We start from the raw sequence: 3,182 nt of genomic DNA, 5'->3' as shown, positions 1-3,182 counted from the left end.
GGGTGGTGGAATTGGTAGACACAAGGGATTTAAAATCCCTCGCTGGTAACAGCGTGCCGGTTCAAGTCCGGCCCCGGGCACCATTTTGATAAAGAAAAATTTGCGGCACTAGCTCAGTTGCCAGAACGTTATCATCGCAACCTCAAGGTTGTGCGCCAACGGACAAAATACTGACAGAAAAAAATTTGCGGCACTAGCTCAGTTGGTAGAGCGCAACCTTGCCAAGGTTGAGGTCACGAGTTCGAGCCTCGTGTGCCGCTCCAATTATTTGGAAGCGATAAGGCGGAATGGCAGAGTGGCCATGCAGCGGATTGCAAATCCGTCTACCTCGGTTCGACTCCGGGTTCCGCCTCCATTTAATACTCCACATGCTCTTACGAGCGACCCGATGCCCGGGTGGTGGAATTGGTAGACACAAGGGATTTAAAATCCCTCGCTGGTAACAGCGTGCCGGTTCAAGTCCGGCCCCGGGCACCATTTACATAAAATACCCTTTCTCTATTTCATTTATATTTCTTTTTATAATCCCATCAAATTATTTTTTTATTGCCAAAATAGCTTTATAGTTTCCTTAGTCTTTTTAAAACAGCTAACGCGTTTCAAGTTTTAATCAATAAATAGGATCAAGGAAAGATAATGGAACAATTTAAACGTGGCTTAAATCAGTTTTGGGTAGGCGCCGTATTTGGGCTTTGTCTAGCGATCTCATTAGTACTCATTCCTGTTGCGATTATTATGTCGAACATTAACGATGTACTGAAAATTCATGAGGTGAGCGTGCTTGTTGATAAAGTATCGACTGTCTTTGATAAATCAGAACAAGCCATTAGTAATGCCAAAGCAGCGCTAACCGATTTTGATAATGACGTGGTAATGGATATGCTTACTGCTGTGCAATCTTATCAGCAACAATCGCAGCCATTATTAACCGCAGAACAAAAACAAGCATTAAAAGCGCAAATTAAAGATCAGCTTGTTACTCAGCTTGAGTCCAAACTTAACGAGCAACAAATTACATTCATATTGTCTGTTTTTGAAAAGTTAGCAAATACAAAAAAGGGAGCACAAACGCTCCCTAAATAAGAATTTACTTAACTAGATTATTTACGCCATGCGCCTTTAGGAATGGTTTGATCTAGCTTTTTGTTTTGCGAAGGATCAAAAGTAGGTAATTTACCTGCCTTACGTTGTGTGTTGTAATCCTTCGCGAGCCAAATAACTACGCCCGATAACATAAATAAAGCGATGACGTTAACAATAGCCATTAAACCCATCGAAACATCGGCAAGGGTCCATACTAGTGGCAATTCACCAAGAGCACCAAACATCACCATACCAAGTACCAGTAATCGGAAGATCAACATACCCGAAGCATGGTTATGCTCTAAGAACAATAAATTGGTTTCGGCATAAGAATAATTAGCAACAATAGAGGTAAATGCAAAAAACAAAATTGCAATCGCAACAAATATTGCACCCCAACTACCAACGTGTTCTTCAAGGGCTGCTTGTGTTAACGCAATGCCAGTCACACCTGAATCAGGTATAAGCTGTTGTGATAATAAAATAAGGGCAGCAGTTGCAGTACATATAATAATTGTATCTACAAATACGCCGAGCATTTGTACATAACCTTGTGAGGCTGGGTGCGGTGGGTTAGGTGTTGCCGTTGCAGCAGCATTTGCAGCGCTACCCATACCAGCTTCATTAGAGAATAGACCACGTTTAATACCCTGGATCATGGCCTGCATTACACCATAACCTATTGCACCCGCACCCGCTTGCTCGATACCAAAGGCACTATTAATAACATGCATAAATACGTCTGGTAATAAATCGTAGTTTATGGCACACACATAAAGTGCAACTAACAAATAAGCCAGCGCCATAAATGGCACGACCATTTCTGCAAAACGTGAAATAGTTTTTAAGCCACCAAAAATAATAATACCTGACCCTAATACTAAGCCGATACCTACAACATAGTTTGGAATACCAAACGCAACATCAAATGCAGCAGCAATAGAGTTTGATTGAACAGCATTAAATACCAATCCAAAAGCAAGAATAAGGCAAAGAGAAAAGATCACACCCATCCAACGTTTGCCCAAACCATATTCCATATAATAAGCAGGGCCACCACGAAAGTTGCCATCTTCATCGACGGTTTTATATGCTTGAGCAAGGGTACTCTCGGCAAAACTTGTCGCCATACCTATTAAAGCAATAAGCCACATCCAGAAAATTGCACCGGCACCGCCTAAATAAAGTGCAACGGCAACACCTGCCATATTACCCGTACCAACTCGCGCAGCTAAAGAAGTACAAAAAGCTTGGAATGAAGAAATGCCATCGCCAGAACCTTGGCGGCTCTGAAACATCACTTTGATCATATGTGGGAATTGAGTGAATTGAATAAAACCGAGTCGAAGAGTGAAAAATAGCCCCGCAGCTATTAAAAGGTAAACCAGAATGTGACCCCAAAGGAGACCACTTATACTATTTATAATGTCTGTCATTTTTCTTGCCTTGTGAGCGAGTGGAAAATCTGCGGCGCAAGTTACCATAACAAGCGAGGAGAGTTTAGTTTTTCTGCTAAAAAACGTCAGTTATCCACAGGTGTTTGTGGGTAACATGTTTGCGCTTGGTGGGTATCTGATTAATTTGAAATTATTCAAAAAAACCTTCAAAAAGTGCTTGCGTTAATTCTTCGCATCCCTATAATGCGCATCCACTGACACGGCGGGCAGCAATGAAAAGCGCTGAACAAAGTGACACAGAGTTAAGTAAAACTTCGGTTTAAAACGGTCTAAAAAGAAAGTTTAAAATTAAGTGTTGACTCGAGAAATTAAGGATGTATTATACGCATCCCTAGCGACAACGTCGCAACGTTCTTTAACAATATAAAGCAATCATCTGTGTGGGCACTCGTACAGATTGAGTTCTAACAGCGAAGCTTGGTTTACTAAGTAACGCAAACAAATTTAGAGTCTCAAATGTAACTGAGTGACTATATAGTCAATTCGTTTTGATTTTACTTTTTTTAAAAGTAGAAACAAACAATCAGAATTCATTGAGCATGGTTTGAAGTTTTCTTCAAACAAAAAACTTTTAATTGAAGAGTTTGATCATGGCTCAGATTGAACGCTGGCGGCAGGCCTAACACATGCAAGTCGAGCGGA

General features: G+C 41.0%; 2 protein-coding genes, 3 tRNA genes and 1 rRNA gene. 5 read left to right on the top strand and 1 reads right to left on the bottom strand.

What is annotated here, in order from left to right; translation table 11 throughout:
- Positions 1-187: 187 nt before the first annotated feature.
- The 4 genes from AUR67_RS00685 to AUR67_RS00670 all read left to right on the top strand — a co-directional run bounded on the left by AUR67_RS00685 (position 188) and on the right by AUR67_RS00670 (position 1,083).
- Positions 188-263 (top strand) — tRNA-Gly (locus AUR67_RS00685).
- Between the two features lie 18 nt (positions 264-281).
- Positions 282-355: transfer RNA gene (locus tag AUR67_RS00680), tRNA-Cys, on the top strand.
- A 35-nt stretch (positions 356-390) separates the two neighbouring features.
- Positions 391-477 (top strand) — tRNA-Leu (locus AUR67_RS00675).
- 159 nt (positions 478-636) lie between these two features.
- Positions 637-1,083 (top strand): hypothetical protein, encoded by a 447-nt coding sequence (locus AUR67_RS00670; RefSeq protein WP_058583730.1) that lies wholly within the window; start codon positions 637-639, stop codon positions 1,081-1,083.
- Positions 1,084-1,100: 17 nt separating this feature from the next.
- Here AUR67_RS00670 and AUR67_RS00665 read toward each other — a convergent pair whose 3' ends face one another.
- Positions 1,101-2,519, bottom strand: coding sequence for an alanine/glycine:cation symporter family protein (locus tag AUR67_RS00665; RefSeq protein ID WP_058583729.1), 1,419 nt, complete (start codon positions 2,517-2,519; stop codon positions 1,101-1,103).
- A 593-nt stretch (positions 2,520-3,112) separates the two neighbouring features.
- On the opposite strand from AUR67_RS00665, the gene AUR67_RS00660 reads away from it, so the two are divergent.
- Positions 3,113-3,182 (top strand): 16S ribosomal RNA (locus AUR67_RS00660); the annotation flags it as partial.

It is taken from the genome of Pseudoalteromonas sp. XI10 (assembly GCF_001469895.1).
Classification (GTDB): Bacteria; Pseudomonadota; Gammaproteobacteria; order Enterobacterales; family Alteromonadaceae; genus Pseudoalteromonas.
Note: the sequence above shows the minus strand (reverse complement) of the source record. Positions and strands in the feature narration are given on the sequence as shown.